This is a genomic window from Shewanella sp. BJSY2023SW005 (genome assembly GCF_047314585.1).
GTDB classification, from domain to species: Bacteria; Pseudomonadota; Gammaproteobacteria; order Enterobacterales; family Shewanellaceae; genus Shewanella; species Shewanella algae.
In genome coordinates, this window is the sequence record NZ_JBKORJ010000020.1 from 44,386 (window position 1) to 67,804 (window position 23,419).

At 54.6% G+C, this 23,419-nt stretch carries 17 protein-coding genes; 5 read left to right on the top strand and 12 right to left on the bottom strand.

The annotated features are described in order from the left end of the window. The 7 genes from recC to rmuC form a co-directional block, all read right to left on the bottom strand. The gene (recC, locus tag ACMHXI_RS04540) at positions 1–3,612 is read right to left on the bottom strand and encodes an exodeoxyribonuclease V subunit gamma (protein WP_208142756.1); all 3,612 of its coding nucleotides are present in this window, start codon (positions 3,610–3,612) and stop codon (positions 1–3) included. A 51-nt stretch (positions 3,613–3,663) separates the two neighbouring features. Further along, complete coding sequence (locus ACMHXI_RS04545; protein ID WP_413734137.1) at positions 3,664–5,727, bottom strand: transglutaminaseTgpA domain-containing protein; 2,064 nt, start codon at positions 5,725–5,727, stop codon at positions 3,664–3,666. Then, the gene (locus ACMHXI_RS04550; RefSeq protein WP_413734139.1) at positions 5,724–6,824 is read right to left on the bottom strand and encodes a DUF58 domain-containing protein; all 1,101 of its coding nucleotides are present in this window, start codon (positions 6,822–6,824) and stop codon (positions 5,724–5,726) included. Before ACMHXI_RS04550 ends, ACMHXI_RS04545 begins: the two co-directional genes overlap by 4 nt. Next, complete coding sequence (locus ACMHXI_RS04555; protein ID WP_028779274.1) at positions 6,712–7,614, bottom strand: AAA family ATPase; 903 nt, start codon at positions 7,612–7,614, stop codon at positions 6,712–6,714. The genes ACMHXI_RS04550 and ACMHXI_RS04555 overlap by 113 nt, the downstream gene beginning before the upstream one ends. A 13-nt stretch (positions 7,615–7,627) precedes the next feature. Further along, positions 7,628–8,344 (bottom strand): EAL domain-containing protein, encoded by a 717-nt coding sequence (locus ACMHXI_RS04560; RefSeq protein ID WP_025009651.1) that lies wholly within the window; start codon positions 8,342–8,344, stop codon positions 7,628–7,630. 170 nt (positions 8,345–8,514) lie between these two features. Then, complete coding sequence (locus tag ACMHXI_RS04565) at positions 8,515–10,389, bottom strand: transglycosylase SLT domain-containing protein (protein ID WP_413734353.1); 1,875 nt, start codon at positions 10,387–10,389, stop codon at positions 8,515–8,517. 123 nt (positions 10,390–10,512) lie between these two features. Then, positions 10,513–12,009, bottom strand: a complete 1,497-nt coding sequence (gene rmuC / locus ACMHXI_RS04570; RefSeq protein WP_071237600.1) for a DNA recombination protein RmuC — start codon at positions 12,007–12,009, stop codon at positions 10,513–10,515. 279 nt (positions 12,010–12,288) lie between these two features. Between rmuC and msrP the strand changes: the two genes are divergently transcribed. Further along, positions 12,289–13,284 carry a protein-methionine-sulfoxide reductase catalytic subunit MsrP gene (msrP, locus tag ACMHXI_RS04575; RefSeq protein ID WP_413734355.1) on the top strand — a complete coding sequence of 332 codons (996 nt, stop codon included), beginning with the start codon at positions 12,289–12,291 and terminating at the stop codon, positions 13,282–13,284. Next, positions 13,281–13,895, top strand: a complete 615-nt coding sequence (gene msrQ, locus ACMHXI_RS04580) for a protein-methionine-sulfoxide reductase heme-binding subunit MsrQ (RefSeq protein ID WP_275955705.1) — start codon at positions 13,281–13,283, stop codon at positions 13,893–13,895. Before msrP ends, msrQ begins: the two co-directional genes overlap by 4 nt. A gap of 31 nt (positions 13,896–13,926) precedes the next feature. On the opposite strand, the gene ACMHXI_RS04585 is transcribed toward msrQ, so the two are convergent. From ACMHXI_RS04585 to ACMHXI_RS04595, 3 genes are all read right to left on the bottom strand, one after another. Then, entirely contained in the window at positions 13,927–15,252 is a 1,326-nt protein-coding gene (locus ACMHXI_RS04585) for a GGDEF domain-containing protein (protein WP_025888076.1), read from the bottom strand. Then, positions 15,249–16,247 (bottom strand): ABC transporter substrate-binding protein, encoded by a 999-nt coding sequence (locus ACMHXI_RS04590; RefSeq protein WP_144377437.1) that lies wholly within the window; start codon positions 16,245–16,247, stop codon positions 15,249–15,251. The genes ACMHXI_RS04585 and ACMHXI_RS04590 overlap by 4 nt, the downstream gene beginning before the upstream one ends. Positions 16,248–16,605: 358 nt before the next feature. Then, on the bottom strand, positions 16,606–16,923 hold the full coding sequence (locus ACMHXI_RS04595; protein ID WP_025009657.1) for a hypothetical protein: 318 nt from the start codon (positions 16,921–16,923) through the stop codon (positions 16,606–16,608). A 210-nt stretch (positions 16,924–17,133) separates the two neighbouring features. Between ACMHXI_RS04595 and ACMHXI_RS04600 the strand changes: the two genes are divergently transcribed. The 3 genes from ACMHXI_RS04600 to ACMHXI_RS04610 are packed head-to-tail and all read left to right on the top strand — an operon-like array spanning position 17,134 to position 20,043. Then, entirely contained in the window at positions 17,134–17,628 is a 495-nt protein-coding gene (locus tag ACMHXI_RS04600) for a putative 4-hydroxy-4-methyl-2-oxoglutarate aldolase (RefSeq protein WP_025009658.1), read from the top strand. Positions 17,629–17,668: 40 nt separating this feature from the next. Next, the gene (locus ACMHXI_RS04605; RefSeq protein ID WP_413734144.1) at positions 17,669–19,504 is read left to right on the top strand and encodes an AsmA family protein; all 1,836 of its coding nucleotides are present in this window, start codon (positions 17,669–17,671) and stop codon (positions 19,502–19,504) included. Further along, positions 19,501–20,043 carry a BsuPI-related putative proteinase inhibitor gene (locus tag ACMHXI_RS04610; RefSeq protein WP_081782881.1) on the top strand — a complete coding sequence of 181 codons (543 nt, stop codon included), beginning with the start codon at positions 19,501–19,503 and terminating at the stop codon, positions 20,041–20,043. Before ACMHXI_RS04605 ends, ACMHXI_RS04610 begins: the two co-directional genes overlap by 4 nt. Positions 20,044–20,141: 98 nt before the next feature. On the opposite strand, the gene ACMHXI_RS04615 is transcribed toward ACMHXI_RS04610, so the two are convergent. Beyond that, positions 20,142–21,692 (bottom strand): methyl-accepting chemotaxis protein, encoded by a 1,551-nt coding sequence (locus ACMHXI_RS04615; RefSeq protein ID WP_413734146.1) that lies wholly within the window; start codon positions 21,690–21,692, stop codon positions 20,142–20,144. A 167-nt stretch (positions 21,693–21,859) separates the two neighbouring features. After that, the gene (locus ACMHXI_RS04620) at positions 21,860–23,392 is read right to left on the bottom strand and encodes a LysM peptidoglycan-binding domain-containing protein (protein WP_345857489.1); all 1,533 of its coding nucleotides are present in this window, start codon (positions 23,390–23,392) and stop codon (positions 21,860–21,862) included. Positions 23,393–23,419: the final 27 nt, after the last annotated feature.

Consider the following 23,419-nt stretch of genomic DNA (forward strand, 5'->3'; position numbering starts at 1 on the left):
TTATTCCTGTCCCATCTGGGTAAAATCGGCCAGGGCGGCCAGTTTGTCTTTGTGGTAAAGGCTGATAAGCGGCGCCAAAATCCCTTGGGCCAACGCCGGGAAACTCAGGCTCTGCTTGAGTCTGAGTTGCCAACCGCCTGGCAACCCCGTACTCATGTTGCTCAGCGTAAACTCATCTTCACTCAACTCATTTTCACTCAGCTTAGGTTCGCCAGCTTTGAGCCCAAAATCCGCCGCCGTGGCAGCATGGGCGCTGTCATCAAGGGTTAAACCAAAGTCTTCCGGAAAGCGGAACAGGCGGGCGTTATGGGGATCCTGGCCGTCACCGAACCCGGCATCATCCAACCAGGCGCTCTCGGCCTCAGCAAGCCGCAGCTGATGTTCACTGTCAACGCTTAAGCCATCTTCTACCTCGGCGCTGAAGTACGCCATGGAGGTTTGCGCCATAAAGGGCAGCGGCCTGTGCTGCCCCAGCTCAAACAAGGCGGCCAACTGACCCAGCAGGGCCTTGGCAGATTCGGCCTTGAGCGGCGCCATGGCGTGGAAGTGACCGGCATCCAGCAGATAGCTGTGCCTGTGAATGCCGCTGGCATTGAGGCACAGATGGCGAATATAGAGGCTCAACAGATCCTTGGGCTTGGTGGTACCCGGCCTTAAGTTGACCAGGCCCTTGGGGTAGCAGTCTTCGATGCGGCCACAGAGCAGCAGTTTGCGGCCATTGACCTCAAGCTTGAGCGCTATTTCAACGGCATCCGGCTTGGGCAATTCGGCGCGAAGAAAACGGGTACGCTCCACCGCCGGGGCGATATCGCGGCGGTATTGATCCAGCAGCAGATCGTCAAACGGCGCCATCGGCAGCAGACCTTCGGCCTTGAGCTTGTCGAGCAGGGTTTCATCCAGCTCTCCGCGCTCGTCTTCCAGCGCATCCTGCATCATCAGCAGCTGCAGCTGATAGCGTTGCAGGGCGTTGAGCTCAAAGGGCTCATCATTGTCCTGACTGTCGATATCCAGCCTCAAGTCCAGCTGTAGCACCCGCTGACAGAAATACTGCGCCGGGTTGCGGAAAAAGCGGATCAGCGCCGAGAGTTCAAGCTCCGGCTCCTTGAGGGCGGTTTCCTCGCCCAGCTCATGCTCAATAAAAGGCGCCGGGCTTTGGGCGGCAAACATCTCCCGGGGGCACCACTGGGTTGCAAAACTGCCGGGCAGCTCGCTGTCACTGTAGAGCCGGGCATCAAAGGGTTGCAACGGCTGCTGAATGATGAGGCGCTGCATCAGCGCATCGGCCGCCAGATCGCCAAGGGCGGCAATCTCATCGGCATCTGTGGGCACTGATGGCGGTGTAAATTGCGCCTCGTCCGGGCGATAACACAGCTGAATGTATTCCAGCAATTCCGATACCAGCATGGAGGGAATACGCTCACTGTTATCGCGCTCGCTGTGGCCTATGTAACTGATATAGAGCTGATCCCGGGCCGACAGCAAGGCTTCGAGAAACAGGTATCTGTCATCCAGGCGTCTTGAGCGGTCGCCGCGTCTTGGCTTTTCATGGGCGGTGAGATCGAACCCCACAGGATGTTGTACCCTGGGGTAGACGCCATCGTTCATCCCCAGCAAACACACCTGGCGGAAGGGAATGGAGCGCATCGGCATCAGGGTACAGAAGTTGACGCTGCCGGCGAGGTAACGCTGACCGACCCTGGACTCACTCAAGGTTGAGTTGAACCATTGCCAAACCACTGTCAGCGGCAATACCCCGCTAAAGCCCGACAGTCGCAGCTCTTCGGCGAATCTGTCTATGGCCTGGCGAATGTCGTTGATCTCTTCCCTGGCATCGTCTTCCTGGGCCAGATAAAAGGCATCGAGCAGGGCGTTAAGCTGCGCCACCCGCTCATCAGGCGGGGTTTGCTGCTTGAGCTCTTCCCTGAAGTCATCGAGCGCTTCAATAAAATTCAATAGCTTGCCAAGCGCCTGCGCCGATTGGCCTTCAATACCGGCCAGCGGCAGATCGCCCTGATACAGCTCGGCATCATCGCCCAGGGCATAACCCAGCAGCATGCGGCGGATCCCAAAGGCCCAGGAATGTTTGTCAAACCCGGGCAAGCCAAGCTCTTCGCGGTTGTGACTGTCGCGGCCCCAGCGAATACCGGCGGCCTTGAGCCAGCCCTTGAGCTGCTCCAGCTCCTCCTGAGCTATGCCAAAGCGGGCCAGCACAGCGGGCACTTCGAGAATACTGATGATGTCTGTCAGGCCAAAGCGGCTCTTGTCCAGCGCCAAAAGGTTGAGAAAACCGGCAATTAAGGGGGATTCCTGGGCCGCGCCGCGATCGGCTATGGCATAGGGGATGAAATGATCGCCGCTCTTGGCGGAAAACACCGCATCGATATAGGGGGCGTAGGCGGCCACATCGGGCAGCATCACCATGATGTCCTTGGCGGCAAGCGAAGGGTCGCTGCGCAGGCGATGCAGCAGATGATCGTGCAAAGTTTCCACTTCCCGCAGCGGGCTGTGGCAGCTTCGCAGGGTGATGGAGTCGTCGGTGGCGGCCAAGGGCCTGCGCCGGGCGATATTCAGGTATTTGCTGACATCCGGCCCCAGAGGCTCGCCTAAGGTTTCCATCTCCAGAATGTCATTTTGAATGCCGCCGAGCAGGGTATTTGTGTTGCCGGGGTGAAACAGCTCTTCCAGTTCCAGCCGCTCAGGGGGCAGCTCCAGCACCATATCCAGCAGCTCGCGGCCGAGACGGCCGTTATTGGCCAGAATGGGATTGCCCACTTCCAGCTTGTCTTCCCAGAGCTCGGGCAACTGTTTCTTGCCCTCAAAAGCCAGCGCCATTCGCGCCCGCGCCCTGGGCTCTATGATATCGCCCCAATAGTGACGACAGGGGCTGAGGCTCAGCATCACTACCTCGATGCGACTGGCGAGCGCATAGAGTACATCCAGTGTTTGCGGCGCCATCGAGGAGATCCCGAACACGAACAACCTGGGCGGCAGGCCCTCCAAGGCATGATTGCTGCCTGTCAGCGTTTCAATCAGCGCCTGGTGCAGATTGGCCCTGTGGTAATGGCTCTGTTGCAACTCCTGATTGTTGTAACGCACCAACTCGCGCCAAAGCTCGGGTTGCCAGGCGTGCTGCGGCGCTATCTCCAGCGGAGATTCATTTTGCTCCCAGCCGAGGATCCATTCCGGACGGTATACCAGATATTGATCGAAAATATCGGCGATACGGCCGCTGAGTTGAAACAGTTTGAGCTCGACATCGTCGCCCAGATAATGTCTGAGCGGTGCAAAATTGTCTCTATCCAGAAGGGAGGGCAACAGTGCCATCAGTTTCCAGGTCATCGCCGCCTTGGTAAAGGGGTTTTCCTTGGGCACGTCATCGAGCAGCAGATAACAGAGCTGCCAGATAAAGCTGGAAGGCAGCGGAAACTCCTGCGCTGCTGCCACGCCGTTGTGGCGCGCCAACTCCAGGCGGAGCCAGGTGGACATGCCGGGGCTTTGCACCAGAATTTGCTCACAGCTAAGCGGCGACATGCCGGGCACGCCATCGCGAAGCCGGTCTGCCAGGGTGGCCGACAGCAATTCCATCTTGTTGGACTGGATAAGAGTAAACATAGGCAGCAAGGTTACCTGGCTTTGAGCCGTTTATTGCTTTGGTGCTCTATTCTAGGTGCTTGATTTATCGGGTTGCAAATCTTGTTTCAGCAGTTTGAACCACAAAGCGCGGGACTGGCGGATAAAGCGGCGTTTGAGCGTTGCCGACTCCTTGGAAGCGTCTTGATACTTGAGCTGAATATAGAGTGAGGTCCAGCTTTCTATCTCCTCTGTCAGCGCCGGCCAGCGCGCGGCAAGCGCCGCGGCGTAATTCACAGGCCCCAGGGAAGTCTGCCTTGGCAGTCCGAGCCTGGCAGCCTGGCGGCATACCTTGAGATAGTGACGGTTAATGCTGTCCGGGCCTCTTTTAAGCCGCAGCAGGCCAGTGGTGAACAAAATGACGATAAAGGTAAGGGCCATCACCCCGAGGACCAAGGCTGCCAGACGGCCGATACTCACTTCCCCCAGCAGTTTGGAGAGCACTTCTTGCTGGCGCGCGTTGTCAAAACCCAGTACCCAGACGCTCCAGTAGTAATCCAGGCTGGCGAGCCTGAGTCTCAGGCTGTTGTACCAGTCGCTTGCCCGCACCCCGGCAAACGGCAGTTCGGAAAGATAGCTTTCTTCCGGGCTGAACAGGGAGTCGAAACCCTGCTCAATTCGTTCGGGCGCTATCATGGCGGTGGGGTCGTAACGTACCCAGCCTTTACCTTCGAGATAGACCTCACTCCAGGCGTGGGCCATATATTGATACACGCTGAAATAACCGGCCTGCGGGTTGTATTCGCCGCCCTGATAACCGGTGACAATGCGGGCGGGCAAGCCGGTGGCTCTGGCCATGAAGGTGAATGCCGAGGCGTAGTGAACGCAGAACCCGGCGCGATTTTCAAACAAAAAGTCGTCCAGTTGCTGCGGCCCCACCGGCGGGGGCGTCAGGGTGTAGAAAAAGGGCTGACTGTTGAAATACTGCATCATGGCCGTCAAGCGCTGCTGGGCTTGCGGATAACGGCGGGCAAAATCGGCGGCAAGTTTGCGGCTGCGGGGGTTGATTCCATCGGGGAGGCTCAGATTGACCTGCCGCAGCGGCGCTCTCAAGCGGTTATCCAGGGGTGCATCAGGATAGCTCATCACCCGGTATTGCAACCTTTGTTCTACCGGCCTTATGGCATAGAGGCGAAAGTCCGGCAGATTCACCAGGCGCGGATCCATGCTGTAGGCGAGATCCAAGCCGAACAGCCAATGCTGGCCGCTCGGCTCGGCTATGATGCTGTAATCGATAAAAGGCCCTTTGGGGGCGCCGGGTTCGGGGCGGCGATTCATGATAAAGCTGTCTTGCTGCAGCGCCTTTATTCCCCGTGACTGCTGCCAGCGTTTGCCGTCATATTCTTCCAATACCAGTGCGCGCCAATACCTGTCTTCCGGAGCCGGTATCTGGCCCTTGAAACTGGCGCGAAATGCCAGCTCGTTGGATTTGGTCAGGCGCGAGATATCACCAAAGCTAAGCTCATCGGACAGACCTGTGGTACTGCTTTTCATCTGCGGTACCATCCAAAGCGGACTGAAACGCGGCAGCACCACAAAAAGCAGCAGTGCCAGCGGCAGACTCTGTGCCAGCAGCACCAGGGTTAGCTTGATCTGGCGATTGAACGAGGCCTGTTCGTGGTAGAGGCTTGCCAACACACAGGTGTTGAGCGCCGCCACCAGCGAGAGTTGCAGGGCGTCGAGCATCTGCTGATGGTCGATAAAGGTGAGGGCGATAAGAAAGTAGCCCACCAGTACCACGGCTTTGACATCGCGGCGACTGCGCATTTCGATATATTTGAGGGAATAGCCGAGGATTAGCAAGTTGACCAGGGCATTGAGCAGGCCAAGTTCGCGACTCACCAGCGCCAGCGTCAGCGCCGCAGCAATGGCCAGCACAGTCACCAGCACTCTGGGGGGCCTGGCGACCTTGCCAAGATAGATCCCCAAGCGCCAGACAAAACAGATGGCGCAGATCCCCAGGGTTCCCAGGGTGATTTTGCCAGCAAGCGGCGCCAGCACTGCCAGATTGGTGATCAGCAGCCAAAGCAAGGTGCGGCGGGTGATGATCTCCTCCGAGGTCTCCTTGAGCGCGGCTTTCAAGCGAGCGGCTTTCATCGGCCGGTACCTTCAGCCTTACCTGGATAGAGCGCCAGGGCTTTGAGGCATTCCTGACGCTGAGGTTCGCCTTGAGAAGGCGCTATGGTCCTGCCCGCTAACTTAAGCCCCCAGGTTTGGCCTGAATGGGCCAGTTGATTGACCTGATAACTCAGCTCACCCAGGCGCTTTTCCAACTCATCGCCGGTTAACTTGCTATCAAGCTCCAGCCACAAGGGCGCCCCCTGAGGCTCGGCAAACTCCTTGCTGAGCATGCCTCGGCCCTGAGCCCACTGTTTCCAGGCCACCTGTTTGAGCGATTCCCCCGGAACATAGCTCTTAAGCCCGGCGTATTCATCGACGCCGCTGAGCCACTCGCCACTGTCTTGGGATTCGGGGACGTGTTCACTGCGCCCCAGTTTAGGTGTGCTGACCACAGGCGCTGGAAACACCCATTGACTGGTGTCGAGATCCAGATGAGACCAGGCGCGACAGAGCCCCAGAGGGTAGCAGGACTCTACCTTGAGCCTGCCTGGATGCCAAAGGCCCCTGGGTCTTGGCTGCATGGGCACCAAAGCCGTCTGCTCCTGGTTATCGACACAGGAGACAAAGACTTGCCGCTCTCCCGGGTAGCTGAAACCGAGCCGAAACAGGCTTCTGTCGGCACTGACGGTCACAGGGAAGGAGAGGCTGTCGCCGGCGTAGGCTTGCGGAGGCTTACGGGCACTGAGTCTCAGTCCCGCTAAGTTGCGGTAACTGTGAATGATGCAGGTGTGAAACACGCTGGCCAATACTATGGCCAGGCCGATCACCAGGTTGTTTTGATAGTTGGTGCCGAACAGAAACAGCAGCAGTACCAGCGCCAGCCAGATAACGCCGAAGGCGCTGGGAAGAATAAAGATGCTTCTGTGGCTCAAACGTTGCTCTTTGGCGGCGGGAATACGCCGTGACAACCAGCGGTTGAACCGGGCAGAGAAGAGGGAGGTCACAGAGGCCATCTCGTTGTTACCGAATGGGATTAATGGTGCCGAGTAACTTGGCCGATAACTGCTCGCCCTGAAGTTGGCTCGAATGCCGCAGGCGGTGCTCGGCAACAGCGCCAAACACTGCTTGCACATCTTCGGGCACCAGATATTGACGCCCCTGGATATAGGCCCAGGCCTTGGCCGCCGCCAGCAGCGCCTTGGTGGCTCTGGGGGAAAGGCCATAGCCTTCGTTTTGGCTGCGGGAAGCTTCCACCAGCGCCAGAATATAGTTAAGCAGGGCATCGGAAGCGGCCACCTGCTCGCACTCCTGCTGCAGTTGATCCAGCTCGAGCGCACTCAGACACTGGGGCAGGGGCTGGTTACGCTCCTGTCCTTTGAGCATGGCCAACTCGGCGTCCTGGCTGGGATAACCAATGGAGAGGCGCATCATAAAGCGGTCCAGCTGGGATTCCGGCAGTGGAAAGGTGCCTGATTGGTCGGTGGGGTTTTGGGTGGCGACCACAAAAAAAGGATGCGGCAGCCTGTGGGTCACACCGTCGACAGTGATCTGCCGCTCTGCCATCGCCTCGAGTAAGGCACTCTGGGTCTTGGGGCTGGCGCGGTTAATTTCGTCGGCCAGCACCATCTGTTTGAAGATGGGGCCGGGGTGGAATACAAACTCAGATTGCTGCTTATCGAAGATGGAAACCCCGAGAATATCCGCTGGCAGCATGTCGCTGGTAAACTGAACCCGCTGATAACTCAAGCCTAAGGTTTGCGCCAGTGCGTGGGATAAACTGGTTTTGCCCATGCCCGGCAGATCTTCAATCAGCAGGTGGCCGCGGGCCAGTAAACAGGCCAGTGCCAGCCGTATTACCCTGGGCTTGCCTATCAAAACTTGCTCGAGTTGCTGCAGTACCTGGGTTATCTGGCTCTTGGACACATTGGCTTCCTTGTTAGATGGTCACTGAAATCAGTTCCGGCTCCGTCTGGATGAACTGAGGTCTGAAATAGAAACCTTGCACTAAATCCACATCCAAAGCCAGTGCCTGAGACAGGTGCTGCTCGGTTTCAATTCCTTCGAGTATAGTTATTTTTTGGCAGGACTTGGCAAAATTAAGCAGATTTTCCAAAAGCTTAGCCATGAGCGGTGCCTTGATGGCACTCAGCCAGTGACGGTCGAGCTTGATGCAGTCGATGGCAGTCAGCAGTTGCAGCGACACCATGGCATGGGGAGCACCGACATCATCGAGTGCCACGGTAATCCCGCGGCGGTGCAGTTCCTTGAGTAGTGCCTGGGCTTTATCGGCGTCATTGACACAGGTGTTTTCTATCAGCTCTACCGTCAAGCCTCCGGTTTGCTGCTGATATTTGTCCAGCGCCTGCATCATGCATTGACAGTTGGCGCTGTCCAGCGCGTGGGGATCCAGATTCAGGTGCAGCCTTGGCGTTTTAGGCGCCTGATTGAGTTGCAACAGCTTGGCTTGCAGTTCTACCGCTGCAAGGGCGCGGCTGTCTCTGTGCAGCCAGTCGAATACCAGATTGGGCGCCAGCGCCTTTCCCTCTTGATTGTAAAAGCGGGCCAGGGCCTCATAGCCCTGAATGGTCAGGGTCCGGGGGCAAACAAGTGGCTGATATTCGCAGGCAATGTGCCGCGGAGGAGAAAGATCCATGCAGTCATCAACGGAGTTAGCTAAATGAATGCTAATTATTCCCATTATAGCCGTGGGATAACAAGCCCATTTACCCCACTAAAGTACCGAGCGCTGAAAAATACAGCGAGGAACAAGCGCTTTAATATCAAAGCGTTGGGAAATTGACTCAGTGCCAATTCACCGCCGCTTCAATAGCGGCGGCCAAGCTCTGTTTCACTGAATTGTGGCAGCGCCTGTTGTTGACGCAGCTCATAAATCTGCCGGTAGGTGAATACGGCCTGCACATAGGAGCGGGTTTCACTGAAGGGGATGGTTTCGATAAAGCTCATCACATCCAGTTTGCCATCGCTCTGCTTCAACCAACGCTTTACCCTGTGAGGGCCAGCATTGTAAGCGGCAACGGCCAGCACCCGGTTGTTGTCAAACTGTTCCAGTAGCTTGGTGTAGTAGGCGCTACCGAGTGGCACATTGATGGCCGGGTCGTACAGACTGCGACTGCCGTTGAACGCCAGTTTGAACTCTTTTGCGGTTTGCTTGGCGGTGGCCGGCATCAGCTGCATCAGGCCTCTGGCGCCCACTGACGAAGTCGCATAAGGGTAGAAGGCGCTTTCGCGGCGGGAGATTGCTCGAATTTCATTGACATTGACCTTGAAGTCTTTGCCTGCCCGGGTAAAGAAAGGGTCTGCTGCATAGGGAAAGCGCATCTCCATATCATTCCAGAGCTTGGCCTGAATACTGGCTTCAACCGCCAGCGCGTCCCAACCTTGCTGCTGAGCGTAGACGCCGTACTGGGCGCGCATCTGCTTGTTGTGGCGGGCGAGCATTTGGCTCCATTCGATGCGGGCATCGACCAGTTTATCCAGTGCCAGCAGTTCAGATACCCGCGCCAGCGCCTTGTCATCGGCGAGTCTTGCCTGCATTTGCGCCTGGGATTGAGTCGGCACATGCGCCAGGTTGGGGGCGACACCGAGTTCGGCGGCGGCCCAGAAACCATAGAAATTACGCTCTTTGCTGAGCGCTTCGAGCATGGTATCGTCCCGGCCATTGACCCTCAGGTGCCAGTAGCGCCAGCGGGCATCGTTGCGGCCTTCGTCGCTGAGCAGCGGCAGAAAACGGCGGATATCGGCGTCATTTTGCTCGGCAATAGCCCAGCGCAGACGGCGCTCGGTCAGATCGTCGGCCTTGAGCAGCGGCAGCATGGTGTCGATATGATCTCTAAGCCCCTCGTCCTCGACGATAAGCGCTCGTCTGACCAGATAACGGTTGAGTTGTCGCCCTTGGAAATCGCTGAATCTGCCGGCTTTTTCATACTTGACGTACAGGCGAACTGCCTGACGCAGATCTTTGCGGGCCAGGCGCTTAAGCCCGGCGGACACTATGTCGCTGTAGATGGGGGCATCGCCATCAAACTGATTCATGTGCCTGAGGCGATTGGGATCTTTGTATACCGCCTGCAGCAGCTTGGCCTGGCTCTGATGCTGAGTCACTTTACGCCCCAGATACTGCAACAGACCGCTTTGGCCGGCATCAAAGGCCAGCATCATCCGCGACCAAATCAATTCCTGAGTGCGGTGCCCGGCCTTGCTCCAGGCATTGAACAGGGGATCGCACTCCTTGGGACGGGAGCGACCATAGAGCCAGAGTTGGCGAGCGCCATCCCAGGCGACCTGAGCCTCACCCTGGCCAAGCTTGGCCCGGTAAAAATAGCATTGCAGCTCTGTGGCTCGTGGAAGTTCCGGGGAAATGGCCAGAAAGTCTTGCCAGCGTTTGTCGGCACCGGCTTGCACCAGGTACCTGTGGCGGGCACTGGCGTGCAAGGGTGAATGCTCAAACTTGTCCAATGCCTTTAGCGCCTTTGAGCCAGAAAGCGCCATTATGTCATCCAGCTCGGCGTGAAAATCCAGATAGATACTGAGTGGGTAATCCTTGAGTTGGGCCCTGAGCTTGCGATACTCCTCAAGTTGGCCCTTATCCAGCGCTTCTCTGGCCTTTAGGTAGCTTTGGCGTTGTTGCTCCAAAGCGGCAGGTGCCTTGGCCGCATGGCCTATCCCGGGAAACAGCATCCAGGGAGTGGATACTGTCAATGCACTCAAGGCAACACTGCCGGCGAGGGCGATTCGGGTCAAGGCTCTGCGCATCTAAAACTCCTTGTTGATGGCCTGGTTCACTTGAGAGCGGGGTTGAGCTCAGGAAGCCAGTTCGCTGTCCGGCTCTGTATCCTCTATGGCATCAACCTCCTGGTCTGTCGGCAAGGAAGTCTCTGTCATCGCCTTTTCAAGCAACTGTTTATCCAGTTGTTTACTGGTTTCAACGCCCAGCTGTTGCATCTGGTGAGCCTGGCGGACAAGGTTACCTCTGCCGGTAGCCAGCTTATTCATGGCGCCGTTGAAACACTTCTCTGCATTGTCCAGCGCGCGCCCGAGTTTGTCCATATCTTCCAGATAGCCACAGAGTTTATCGTAAATTTTTCCGGCTTGCCTGGCGATCCTCTGTGCATGTTGGTTCTGATACTCGTAGCGCCAGATGTTATTGATGGTGCGCAGTGCCACCAAAAGATTGGTTGGGCTGACGAGCATGATGTTGTTTTCGAGCGCAAAATTAACCAACTGCGGCTCTTGTTCCAGCGCCAGCAGGAAGGCGGGTTCCACCGGAATAAACATCAGCACATAATCCAGGCTCTTGATGCCGTGCAGTTGCTGATAGTCCTTCTGACTCAGGCCTTTGATATGACCGCGGATAGAGTTGATATGTTCACGCAGCGCCAGGGCGCGCTCTTCATCGGTTTCGGCATTGTAGTAGCGCTCATAGGCTAGCAGTGACATCTTGGCATCTATCACTACATCCTTGTTGGCTGGCAGGTGGACGATGACATCGGGTTTAAAGCGCTTGCCGGCATCATTTTTCAGATCCTGCTGCACGTCATACTCGTGCCCTTGTCTGAGGCCACTTTCCTGCAGCACCCGCTCCAGGATCACTTCCCCCCAATTGCCTTGCTGCTTGTTGTCACCCTTGAGCGCTTTGGTGAGGTTGACCGCATCCTGGCTCATGCGCAGGTTGAGCTGCTTGAGATCTTCCAGCTGGTGTTTCAGTGAGGAACGTTCACTCTGTTCCTGTGAGTAGGATTCATGAATTTGTCTTCTGAATCCTTCGAGTTGTTGCTTCAGTGGTCCAAGAACACCATCCAGCTGCGATAGATTCTGGGATTTTAGCCTTTCGCTTCTGTCTTCAAAAATTTTGTTGGCCAGGTTTTCAAATTGCTCTTTCAGGCGGGCTTCACTGCGCTCAAGCAGTTCAATCTTATCGTTGAGCGCCTGCTGCTCGGCGTCGAAGCGGGCGCTGATTGTCTGCTGCATGGCATTGGATTTTGACAGGTTTAACTGAGTTTCCAACTGCTTGCGCTGAGCATCCTTGAGTTGCTGTTCAAGGTCGGGCACCCGCTCGGCAATGGCCTCTGCCTTGCCGAGCTGGGACACCAGCCATTCGGCTTTTTCCTGGCTGTTGCTGAGTTGTTCGTTAAGTTCGCTGCATCTTTGTTCATGTTGCAGCACCAACTGGTCTTTGATCTGTTGCCAGCGGCCGCGGGTCATGCGCTGATTAAAGAGGGCGCCAAGCAAGATACCCAGCAGTAATACGGCTGCGGCGGCAATGAGTTGAGGCGCAGAAATTGTGGTGGCCAAGTCCATATCATGTCCCTTGAGTGCAAAAAGAGGAGCGGAAAACCCGGATAGAGTCGCAGAATGAGTCAGGGCCTTCAAGGGCCAGGGCATGCAGACTCAGGATAAATGGCCAAGAGTTGCCCATTTTGTACCCCTTGTCAGCCAAGGTTCAGCCAATGAAGCCGCAGGAATTATTCCAGCAGGAAATTTTTCTTTGCCTGCCTGGGTCTTATAAACTGAATTGACTGCAGCTATTGAGAGGTCTCTGTGAGCAATAAAAAATTTAAACCGGGTATCGGCAGGCAAATGCCCTGGGAGTTGCCGGCAACTGAAGTCACGCCGGAAGCCGTGTTTCGCGATCGGCGCAATATAGTTAAGGTGTTGGGGCTCGGCGCCATAGGTGCCAGTATTCCCGGCCATGTTCAGGCAGGCCTGTTTGACCTTTTTGGTGAAAAGCGCGAGAGCGAGGCATTTGTGACCTCAAATCTCAACTATCGCAGCAACCCTAACTTTCAATTACCGGGAAGCCTGACACCCCTTGACAAGGTGATCCGCCATAACAACTTCTACGAGTTTGGCACAGGTAAACAAGATCCCTTCGAAAACAGTCAGGACCTCAAGGTCAATCCCTGGATGCTGAAAGTGGAAGGCGAGGTCGAGCGCCCTTTGACGCTGGACTATGACGATCTGCTCAAGTTGCTTCCCCTTGAGGAGCGCCACTATCGTTTGCGCTGTGTCGAGGCCTGGTCCATGGTGATCCCCTGGGTCGGCTTTCCGCTGGCGGCTTTGCTGGCCAAGGCCGGAGTTAAATCCTCTGCGACTTATGTGGCCTTTGAAACCCTGTTTGATCCCGAGCAGATGCCGGGGCAACGCAATCGCTTGATGGGCGGCGGCATTCATTATCCCTATGTGGAGGGATTAAGACTCGATGAGGCGATGAACGAGTTAAGCTTCCTGTCGGTGGGCCTCTATGGCAAGACACTGCCACCGCAAAATGGTGCTCCCGTGCGTTTGGTGGTGCCCTGGAAATACGGTTTCAAGAGCATTAAATCTATCGTGAAAATTAGGCTTTTGGATAAACAGCCGCCGACCAGTTGGAATCAGCTGGCACCCCATGAATATGGTTTTTATGCCAATGTGAACCCCAAGGTGGATCACCCGCGTTGGTCACAGGCGACAGAGCGGCGGATTGCCGAAGGTGGGATATTCTCTGCCAAACGGATCCCGACCCAGATGTTCAACGGTTATGGCGAGCAGGTAGCCCATCTTTACCGGGATCTGGATTTAAGGAAATATTATTGATGCGCTTAGATCCCAAGCTACTGCCTTGGTTAAAGGCGTTGCTGCATCTGGCGGCCGGTTTGCCACTGCTTTATTTGGCTCTGCAAGTGGTGACAGACAGTGCCGGTGGCGATCCTGTGCAGTATATTATCCATTTTACCGGCAAAGGGGCACTCAACGCCTTGGTGGCCACCTTGTTGGTATCGCCAGTTGCCAGAAAATTCAAACTGGGGTTGTTGATGCAGACCCGGCGTTTGCTCGGACTCTGGGTATTTGCCTGGGCCTGCTTGCATATTCTCAGCTATTTCAGCCTGGATCTGCTGTTTGCCTGGGAGCTGCTATTCAGTGAAATTATCGAGCGCCCCTATATTCTGGTGGGGGCCAGCGCCTGGTTGTTGCTTGCAGCGCTGGCGCTGACCTCGCTCAAGGCATTGCAGCGCCGGATGGGGCGACGTTGGCAGCAACTGCATTACAGTATTTATGCCATTGCCCTGTTGGTGCCTGTGCACTATTACTGGTCGGTGAAGTCTGAAATCATTGAGCCCAGTCTTTACCTTGCTGCCATGTTGCTGTTGTTGGCGATAAGACTGCCGAGATTCAACTGGTTTAGGCGCCTTTGGCCGGCAGTTTGAAGTTCAGGCGTGTGTGGCCGGGCAAGCATAGTCAGGCATCGGCACTGGGTGAGGCAAAGCTGTAGCGCTTCTTTAGTGCCAGTTCCATGGAAGCCTGAGGTTGTGCCTGCTTGGCCTGATACATGGCACTGTCGGCAGCGCCGATGAGTTCGGCCAGGGTGTCGCCATGCTCAGGATAGAGACTGATGCCGGTACTCAGGCCGACTTGCAGTTGTTGCCCTTGCCAGGGGATATCGGCACCCAAGGCATGAATCTTTTCCAACACGGCACAGACTTCTTCGCGGCTATTTATCGGCTCCAGCCAGATGATAAATTCATCGCCGCCGATACGGGCCACCAAATCCGAGCGTCTTAAGGTCTCTCGCAGCCTTTTGGCGATTTCCACCAGCACTGTGTCACCGGCGCTGTGGCCAAAGTTGTCGTTAATGGGTTTGAATTTATCCAGATCGATAAACAGCAGCGCCGCTTTAAGCTGTTGACGTTGGCAACGTACTATGGCGTTTTCCAGCTCGGTGGTGGCGGCACCGCGATTGAGTGCGCCGGTGAGATCGTCATGATCCGCCAAATATCTTAATCTATCCTGTTGCTGCTGCAACTGCCGGGTTTGCGCCTCCACTTCCAGCTGTAACTGCTCCTTTCGGGCTGTAGTTTCCATCAATGCCTGTTTCATATTGTTGAATTCATTGGCCAGCTCCGAGAGTTCATCCTGTTGTTCCAACCTGATACGGCTGTGAAGATCGCCTTTGGCCAGATCGCGAATGCCGCGTTTCAAACTGCCCAAGTGGCGCCGAAAACGCCTCAGAGTATGCAGGGTAAAGCCTGTCACCAACAGGGCAATGGCCAGCAGCAGGGCGCCGTTGAGATAGAGATGACTGAGCTGCAGTATACGGGCTCTGTCCATGGTGTAGTGTTGAAAGCGAAACAGATCTTCGCTCATGGATTGAATACTCATATTGTATCTGGACAGCAACATGCTGCTGACCAACTGATCATCTGCTATCAGCGACAGCTTGGGCAGGGAATGCTCCAGCAGGGTACTGATGTTGCTGCTCTGGCGTTTTAAATTGGCCAATAGCTGCTGTTGCTGCTCATCATCGACCTGAGTGTTACTCAAGAGGGCGTTGAGGCGCAGCAGATCCCGCTGGGTATTTTCAACTGCCCGGGTATCCCGGTATTGCTGCAGCAGCCACAAGTTGGAGCGCAGTAGATCCAGATGCAGTTGCAGCTCCACCAGTTTGTGCATCTGCTGGAATGTCTGCTGGGAAAAATGGCGCTGTTGCAGCAGTGACAGCGCCAGTACCAGCGTCAGGGTGATGCAGAGAATGACCAGAATATTGAGGCGGCTGGATAGCTTCATTTCTGCTCCACCAAAGACATGTGTTGTATCTGATCCAATGCAGTGGGATCGACGACGCTTCTGAAATCCGGTAGCTGCTGGGCTTCAATGGTGCCGCTGGCCATGGCCCAGCGGGCCTGCGACTGCAGATTACTGAGCAGGCTGTTACCCAGCGACAGACGGAACAGGTAGTCGGGCCAGAGGGCGGCAACCTCCTCTGTTGGCAGGTGCAGATACTCGGCAACCAGTTGACGGGCTTCCTGCGGGTGCAGAACAATAAATTCACTGGCGAGTTTCAACGCCTTGAGGATCCGCACATGATGCTCGTAGTACGCTTGGTTGTCGGCCTTACGACTGATGAGATTGAAAGAAAGGCTATATAACCCCCGGCTGGGGAACTCGCTTATCTTGCCCGGTTGATGCTTGAGCAGCTGAAATCCGTAGGGCTCCCAAACTGAAATCGCATCCACATCGCCGGCCAACAGCGCCGGTGCCAAGCCAGACGGGCGGATATCCACCCGAACTGGCACCAAGGCTGGGTGTCCGGCAATATTCAGTATGGTATCGAGAAAGTACTCGCTGGCACTGCCGGCAACGACTCCAACGCGTTTGCCATCCAGTTGCGCCGGGGTAGTGATACCGCTCTGGCTCAGGGTTAACAGCTTAATGTCGTTATCCGATTCGGCAAAGCTGGCCAGCACGGTAAAGTCGGTTCGCTTGAAGCTATTAAACATCACTACGGATTCAGAGCTGGTGGCCAGATCGGCCCTGTGATTGAGCAGGGCCTCGAAACAAAGATCGCCACCTTGAAGTGGTTGTAGCACCACATAGACGCCTTCGCGGGCAAAGAGTTCGAGCTTATCGGCAATGATGACAGGGGCTGAAAGCAGCGAGGTGGACACGGCGATGCGAACCGGGGTCTGATTGAGTAAAACAGGGGAGGTTGGTTGCCTGGGCCCGCTGAGCCAGATAAACAAGAGTAGCAGCAGAGCCAAAGGCACTAGCATCTTTCCCATAGTGGTTGCTGCCCTCCATTCGTCACAGCTTTGAGCCCTTATCTTTTCAAACTGGGCCGTTTGTACCTAAGTGTAGTGCAAACAAGAGGGTGCGCTATAAAGCCTCATAATTTTCATGGGATTATTTGGAATAATCCGGACGAATAATAGGTTGGGGATTTGAGCGGATACTTATTGCTTTTTGTTAGGCACCAGAAACTTTCAATAACGGAATGAAATTTAAAAGATGGAATAAATAGTTGTTGGACAGAAAGGGTTTATATCATTGTTATAAAAAGAGAGGCGCAGATATTGTCTGCGCCTTTCTGGTATATCGAACTATATTGCAATCGATACTGAACTCACTTCCCTATAGGACTTACTTACCGCCTTGATTGGCCATATAGACCAATACTTCATCGTAGGACATATTGAGTTCGCGGGATAAATTGATGACCTTGGTCTTGAAGGTTTGGACTTGCTCTTGTTTATGCAAGTCGTTCTGCGTTTCTTCGACCAATTCATTGACCGCTTCCTGCAGAAGCTTCAAACGCCTGAGGCTATAGTCCAAAGACTTCAAATAACGGGTCATCTGTTGTTTGTTTCTGGCTTGCTCAAGATCCGTTGAGTGTTTTTTTTCATATCCATATGCATCGAGCGCCGCAATAGCACTCTGCAAATCGAGATCTTTTGTCATGTATGTTCACTTAAAACGAAATTTTGCCCGAAAGAGTGGACAGGATAAAGGGATCGTAAAGCTGTCACTTGTAGTAGTTTATAGTATATTTCCGAACTTACTCAAGCATTTCACTGCACAGCGTAGGAGATGCCTGTTTTGCTATCATGAAACTTGTGGTGGCAGGATAAGGGCGTTAACCTAGAAAGCAGTATTTGCACGGAGGCCTATATGCTGGATTTGTTACCGGATCTCTTTGATCATTATGAAAATGATCTCATGTTGCTGCCATCTGTTTTTCACCAGTTTGGTGGCAAGTCTATTTTTTGGGGCGAAGTCGTAACCGTCAGGTGTTTCGAGGATAATTCCATGGTGAAACAGCTGTTGGCTACTGATGGCACGGGTAAAGTGCTGTTGGTGGACGGTGGCGCCTCTACATCCAAGGCCCTGATGGGAGACCTTATTGCCCAAAGCGCAGTTGACCATGGTTGGCAGGGAGTCGTGATTTATGGCGCCGTGCGCGATGTTGCCACCTTGGCGACCATGCAGCTTGGGGTAAAGGCCCTGGCGGCGGTACCTATCAAAACCGAGCGTAAGGGGGCTGGAGAAATCAACTGTGCGCTTTCCATTGGTGATGTGCAGATAACTCCCGGCATGATGCTCTATGCCGATGATAATGGCATCGCCGTCAGCCAAAATCCCTTGAATATGGCCTTTATCAGTTGAACAAGCGCCTTTGTCCTTATTGTTGAACAAGGAAACTATTATGAAAGTGGTTAAGTGGATACTGGGTATTTTCGCGGTATTGTTTCTCGGTCTGGTTCTGTATTTGACCTTGTTATTTGATCCCAACGACTTTAAACCCCAAATAGTCGATGCGGTAAAAAAACAGACAGGGCGTGAGTTGGTCATCAGTCAGGATCTCAACTGGACTTTTTTCCCGACTCTGGGAATTGAATTGGGCGGTATCAGCCTGAGTAACCCGGATGGTTTCGATGAGAAACAGATGTTGGCAGTCAATCAGGTTGTCGCTGAAGTTGCTCTGATGCCGCTGTTTCGTAAAGAAGTGGAAATTGCCCAGTTAAACCTCGATGGCTTGAAACTGGATCTCATAACCCAGAAAGACGGCCGCACCAGTCTGGATGGGCTCAGCGGCGATGCCGGTACGGCCAAAGAGCAACCCAAGAATACCGAAGGCAACGCTCAAGGGCTGGCCAGTCTCAATATTGGTGGCATCAATATCACCAATACCCAAATTCATCTGCTCGACAAGCGCAGTGGCAGTGACCAAACCTTTGTACTTGAGTCCCTGACCCTGGGCGAGTTTTCGCTGGGTAAATTTGCCCCTCTGGCTTATAAGTTCAGCGGCAGCATGCCGGACATGAAAATTGCCAGCGAGGGTAAAGGGCAATTGAAGATTTCAGCGGACATGAAGCAGTTGGAGATCACCGGCTTTGCCATTGAAAATCGCGTTGAAGGCAAGAGTATGCCCGGCGGCAAGTTGAGCGCCAATCTGAATGCCGATGTGAAATTGGATCTCAACCGTCAAAACGCCGAGCTGGTATTGAGCAGTCTCAAGGTGGCCGATATTGAAGGCAAAGGGGATCTCAAAGTGGCTTTCGGCGGCAAGGTACCGGATGTGAAAGCCAAGTTGGCACTGGGGGAAATTGACCTCGACAAGTTACTGCCTGCCGGTGAGGAAGATAAAGCCGCAGTCAAAACCACTGAGTCGGCAACGGCCGCCAAGGCCGGCAGTGAACCGGACTTGAGTGCGATGAAGCAGGTCAACTTCGCCATGGATCTTACTGTTAAGGCCATTAAGGCTGCCGGCTTGACCACTGAAAACTGGAAAATGGATCTGGCTCTGAACAATGGCGTGCTGGATATGAAGCAGCTCAGCGCTGACTTGTATCAGGGTAAACTGATGACCAAGGCACAGCTTGACGGTCGCAACAAGGTCGCCAGCTACAATTTTGATACTCAGCTCAGCGGCGTCAAAATTCAACCTTTGCTCAAGGATGCGGCCGATTTGGAAATTCTTGCCGGTGCCACCGCTTTTAATGTCAATGGTAAAGGCAAGAGCCTAATTCCGGATAACATCAAGCAAAACCTGGACGCCAACGGCAAGTTTGAAATCAGTGACGGTGCCCTTTACGGCGTGAATATCCCTCATATGATCCGCAGCGCCCAGGCCAAGCTAAAAGGTGATTTGTCGGCTCAGGAAGAGGGCGAACGCAAGACAGACTTCTCCAGCCTGACCGGTAGTTTCAGTCTGAAAAATGGTGTGGCCAATAACCCGGATCTGGCGATGGCCTCACCACTTATTCGCTTGGCGGGTGCCGGTAGTGCCAACCTTATCAGTGAGCAACTGGACTATAAGCTGAAAACCTCAGTGGTCGGCAGTCTCAAGGGCCAAGGCGGTGAAGGCAAGAATGATCTGGCCGGTGTTGAAATTCCGCTGATGATTTCCGGTTCATTCCAGGAACCCAAGTTTGCACTCGATACCCAGGCGCTGTTTGATTCCAAACTCAAGGAAGAAACCGAGAAGGTGAAAGACAAGCTTAAAGACAGCATCTTCAAGAAACTCGGAGGAGGTAAATGATGCGTGCCGTTTTGCCTTTGCTGGCGGTCTTGGCACTCGCAGGTTGCAGTGGCTCCAATGCTGCAACTACTGAGCCTGTGCCTCAAAAGACCCCGACTGGGATGGAGGAACTCAGAATGCCGACACTGCACTTTGGTACCATCAAAAAAGCACCGACAGCTGCCTTGCTTGAGGGTAAACTGACGTTTGCAGAAGTAGTCAATAAGCAGCCGCTGCAGGCGATGCTGGAGATCCGTAACCCGAGCGAGCACGTGGTTGGGATCCGCTTTAACTCAGGGATGACGGCGGATCTCTGGTTGGTGGATGATAAGGAACAGCGAGTCTGGGCCTGGTCGGATGAAATGATGTTCACTCAGGCTATCAGAGATACCAGTATCAAGCCGGGACAGACGCTGAAAGTGATGTTCAAGGTACCGGCCAAGACACTTGAGCGAATTGGCCCTGAGGGATACAGCTTCCAGGCCCGCTTTGAAGGCAAACCTCTGGAGTCCAAGTTGGCGGCTATGGCCATGCTGGAAGTGCCGGTGGCGAGGCGTTAAGGCGCTTATCTAGGTTGGAATAAAAAAGTCAGGTTAATCCTGACTTTTTTATTGGGATACTCAGTCTTTGACCAAGCTGTAACGGGCGGTAAAGCGCGTTAAAACTGGGCTATCAGTTCCTTTTGCCGCTCACTTTGGCGGGTCAACTCTTCGCCGTGATGGCTTGCGGCTTCACTGTTGCTGGTCAGGCTGCCAACCCCTTGTTGCAACTGCTCTGAGTGGCGGTGCAACTGCTCAACCACACAGGCTTGCTGCTCCGTGGCAACGGCGATTTGCTGGCTGTGTGCGGCAATTCGGCCCAGGGCACTGGTGGCTTCATCCAACCGCTGCGCCAACTTTTGCTCCAGTTGCAGACTTTCTTTGGTCAGTTGCTGGCTGCGCTCCATCTCGGTCACTGTCTGCCGACTTTGCAGACTGAGCTCGGCAATAATTTGATGTATTTCACCGGCGGATTCACCGGAGCGCATTGCCAGGTTACGTACCTCATCGGCCACCACGGCAAATCCGCGGCCGGCTTCACCGGCCCGGGCCGCTTCGATTGCCGCATTGAGTGCCAGCAGGTTGGTCTGATCCGATAGTTGCTCTATCACTTCCAGCACGGTGTTAATGCTGCTGCAGCGTTTATCCAGCGCCAGCAGTTGAGCCTCCACCTTGGTAAGCAGAGCGGTGATTTCACTGTTGGCTGCGCGGCTGGCGGCCAGGGCTTCGAGCGTTTGCCGGTTACTTTGCTCAAGCTCAGTGACCTCGTTGGCGGTGTCGGCGGAAGTTTCGGCAATCTCTGTCACAGCACCTTTGAGTTCGTTGATGGCATCACCTTGCTGTTTGAGCGCGCCGGTTTGCTGTGCCAGTTCGCGGTAGTTGGCATCGATTGCGGCCTGATGGGCACTCAAACTGTTATCGAGGATCTCACCGCTGTCTTTTATCCGCCCTGTGATGGCGAATATCTCGGCCTGCTGCATTCTCAGGCTCAATTCCAGCTCGGCGAGTTCATCTGTGCTGTTACAGTAAATAGCCTGCATCAGTGGATTATTCTGTACTCCGCGGCTGAGTTGACTGACATTTTTTAACCTTTGTTTGAGTCTGAAAAGGCTCCAGCCCATCAAAGTTGCCGCGGTGCAGACAGGCACAAATTGCCAGAGGCCGCTTAGCCAGGGCAGGGGCACCAAGGATAGCAGTGATGCACCCCAGCATAGTGCCAGTTTGGTTGTCAGGTCGAGTTTAACGCGTGGCAGTACTGATTTTCCCTGACTGATGGCCAGGTAGCAGGCCTCGGCTCTGGCAATCAGTTCTGGTGTTGCCTTGGTTCGCACTGATTGATATTCAACTATTTTGCCTTTTCGGCGGATCGGGGTGACGTAGGCGTTGACCCAATAGTGACCACCATCCTTGCGGCGGTTTTTCACCAAACCCATCCAGCTGTTGCCACTCTTGATCTGTTGCCAGAGATCGGCAAAGGCTGCCTTGGGCATATGAGGATGGCGCACTATGTTATGCCCATGGCCCAACAACTCTTCATGGGAAAAGCCACAAAGTTCGACAAATTCCTGATTGATGTGGGTGATACGCCCTTTGAGATCTGTGGTTGATAGAATACGGGCACCTTCAGGCACCGGCGTCTCGATGCCGGTAATGGACAAATCTCTGCTCATTTTTGTTTTTATTTAGGGTGGATTAATTCAGCGGATGATTATCGACAAAGATGAGCGTCAAATTTGTGACAGCGAACAAATGGTTAACAATTGTACCGAAGCGGCTTGTGAAAGTTAGAGCAGGATCAAAAGCGGCATCAAAGATGCCGCTTGGGTAGGAGTTTTTATCAGGTCTTGACCCGGGTCACATCCACGAACAGGGTCAACATCTGTCCGGGTTGCAGGTATTTGCTGGCCTTGAGCTGGTTCCATTCCAGCAGATCATCCACAGTGACATTGAACTTGCTGGCTATTCGTGCCAGCGAATCCCCGGAGCGAACCTTGTATTTCACTGTGCGCATGACGGCGTTGGCATTCTGGGATTTGCCAGAGGCTTTAGTCCAGATGGTCAGCTGTTTCCCGGGACGCAACGGCGTCTTGGCCGAGATACCGTTCCATTTCACCAGCTCGTTGACACTGACACCATTATCCTTGGCTATCTGCCACAGGGAGTCACCGGACTTGACCTGGTAGTTGCGTTTGCTCTTGCCGGACTTATTCTGACCCAGACGCTGCTCTTTGGAGAGCGGGTAGGCCGATGCATCCTTGAGGGCGACCGGGATCAACAGGTGCTTACCGGCGACAATATTGTTGCCACTGATGCCGTTGACAGAACGGATCACATCGATACTGGTATGATGTTTCTTGGCTATCACTCCAAGGGAGTCACCCTTACGGATCTTGTATCTGAGCCAGTTGAGGCGCTCGCTGGGTTCAGTGCTGGCCAGGGCGATTTCAAACTCTTTGGCCTTGTCCAACGGCAGTACCAATTTGTGTGGCCCTTCCGGCGCTGTGGCCCAGCGATTAAAACCCGGGTTGAACTGTTGCAGTTCATTGACTTCCATACCGGCCAGGCGCGCCGCCAGGGCCAGATCTATCTGGCTGCCGACATCGACAACTTCCAGCTTCTGCTCGTTGGCAATTGGTGTCAGGTTAATGCCGTATTTGTCGGCGTTTTTGATCACATCGGCCAGTGCCAGCAGTTGTGGCACATAACGCTCGGTTTCCTTGGGCAGTGACAGGGACCAGAAGTCGGTAGCTTGCCCTTTTTGACGGTTCCGCTTGACCGCGTTCAACACCCGACCTTCGCCTGTGTTATATGCGGCAATGGCATAGAGCCAGTTCTCGCCCGTCTTGTCGTAAAGGTATTCCATCATATTCAGCGCAGCGGCCGTGGCAGCTGGTACGTCGCGGCGTCCGTCATACCACCAGTTGATCTCCAGACCAAAATGCAGCGCCATGGGCGCCGTAAACTGCCACAGCCCGGAGGCGGCACCATGGGAGTACGCAAAGGGGTCGAAGGCACTTTCCACTATCGGCAGCAGCGCCAGCTCCATCGGCAATTTACGCTCTTCTATCTGCTCGACAATCAAATACATAAAAGGGGCAGCCCGCTCGGAGATCTGCTCCAGGTGTCTTGGATTATTGATGTACCACTGGCGGTACTGGCGCACCAGCTTCTCATCGGGAACCGGCATATTGAGTTGGCTGCGGATCCGTTGCCATACATCTGTGACAGCGACTTCAGGCTCAGTGATGACTTGTGGAGCCTGAGTGATGACCGGAGCTGGAGTGGCCTTGACCGGCGCTTCGGCAGTGGACTCCGGCGCCTGAGACAGCAGCTGACAGCCGCCAAGCAGGGAAAGGCTCCCCGCCAACATAAAAAATCTGATTTGCTTCAAAAACAG